The 1052-nt window shown below is 62.2% G+C and carries 2 protein-coding genes; one reads left to right on the top strand and one right to left on the bottom strand.

All coding sequences use genetic code 11. The annotated features are described in order from the left end of the window. Nucleotides 1-284: 284 nt before the first annotated feature. Entirely contained in the window at nt 285-539 is a 255-nt protein-coding gene (locus tag J2X36_RS26965) for an HGGxSTG domain-containing protein (RefSeq protein ID WP_405029872.1), read from the bottom strand. Between J2X36_RS26965 and J2X36_RS26785 the strand changes: the two genes are divergently transcribed. Then, nucleotides 540-764: a hypothetical protein gene (locus J2X36_RS26785; protein ID WP_310355262.1), complete on the top strand. Its 225-nt coding sequence runs from the start codon at nt 540-542 to the stop codon at nt 762-764. Nucleotides 765-1052: the final 288 nt, after the last annotated feature.

Below are 1052 nucleotides of genomic sequence, written 5' to 3'. Positions count from 1 at the left end.
TGGGTCTGCCGTTCCGGCCATGCGCATCGCTCATCGGCGTCGCACCCATAGAAAAGCGCTCGATCGCTTGGGCCAGCATCGATCGCTTCCCAACATTAACGCACAGAAGGCAAATCTGCTTCACAATGCCCAGAGTTCATCACCAAGTCCGTACAGGCGTCGAGGTAAGAAATGCTCTTGGCAGGAACTCTGAGAACCTAACGGAGTGAGGAGAAGCTGCTCAGCGGCTTAGCTGCACCAGGCAACTTCCTCGGCCATCTGCCGCATCACCCTGATCCAGCCGTTCAATTCGCGCCGCCGCTCAATGGCCTCGGCCGTGTAGCGCCCTGCTGGTACATGCCGTTGCGCTCGCACTCTGGCGCACCTGGGGAGGCGCCCCCGTGTAGGCGGCAGCGGCCGTTCGGCATGGCGGGGACCCAGCATGGGCAGCCGCCCCGGGTCCGCGCCTCGCACGAGGCGAGACGAGCACGGCATGCAAAGTTCGTGCGGCAGACCGTCAGCTTACAGGTGCGGCGGAGGTCAGGAGCGTGAGAGGCCAAATGAACGCCTACGACCGCAACGAACCCGTCACACTTCTCTTGCGTGAGGGCTCGCCGAACACAGGCGACAAGCGTGAGTGCAGCCTCTTTGAGGCTGTGCGGGTCGCTGTGGGGGAGTTCGATGGCCTGCCCAAACAGATCTCGTGCATCATCCTCCGCACCGGAGAGCCGATCCGCCAGCACAATGAGATGAAGACGATCTATCGCGCTTTCAGAGAGGACTGAGCCTAAGGAATGGTTGAGGTGCAGAAAGCGGGCGGCCTGAAACCTGCAAGCGATCTGCAGGCAGGACGTTTGGACAAGCGCAGTGAGCCGACGGTGATGCCTGGGTGGCCAATCATCCGCGCGCTCGCAAGGAGTTCTAATCCTTATGGTTGAGCCCGCCCCCGGCACCCCCGCAGCTTTCGTCCGACGGCTTCTAGAGCGTTTTCCACGATCCCTGAGTCGGCGTGGCGGGGTGAGCGTTGATCCCTGAGGGTTTGTCAGGGAGATCGCCATGGCCCGTGCCTACAG

The sequence above is a fragment of the Methylobacterium sp. BE186 genome, assembly GCF_031457035.1.
Taxonomy (GTDB): Bacteria; Pseudomonadota; Alphaproteobacteria; order Rhizobiales; family Beijerinckiaceae; genus Methylobacterium; species Methylobacterium segetis.
The sequence above is the reverse complement of the archived record's forward strand: the minus strand, read 5'-3'. Positions and strand labels throughout refer to the sequence as shown.

Excerpts from the sequence above, each read along its gene's own strand:
- J2X36_RS26785 (WP_310355262.1), top strand. The coding sequence starts at position 540 with ATGAACGCCTACGACCGCAACGAACCCGTCACACTTCTCTTGCGTGAG.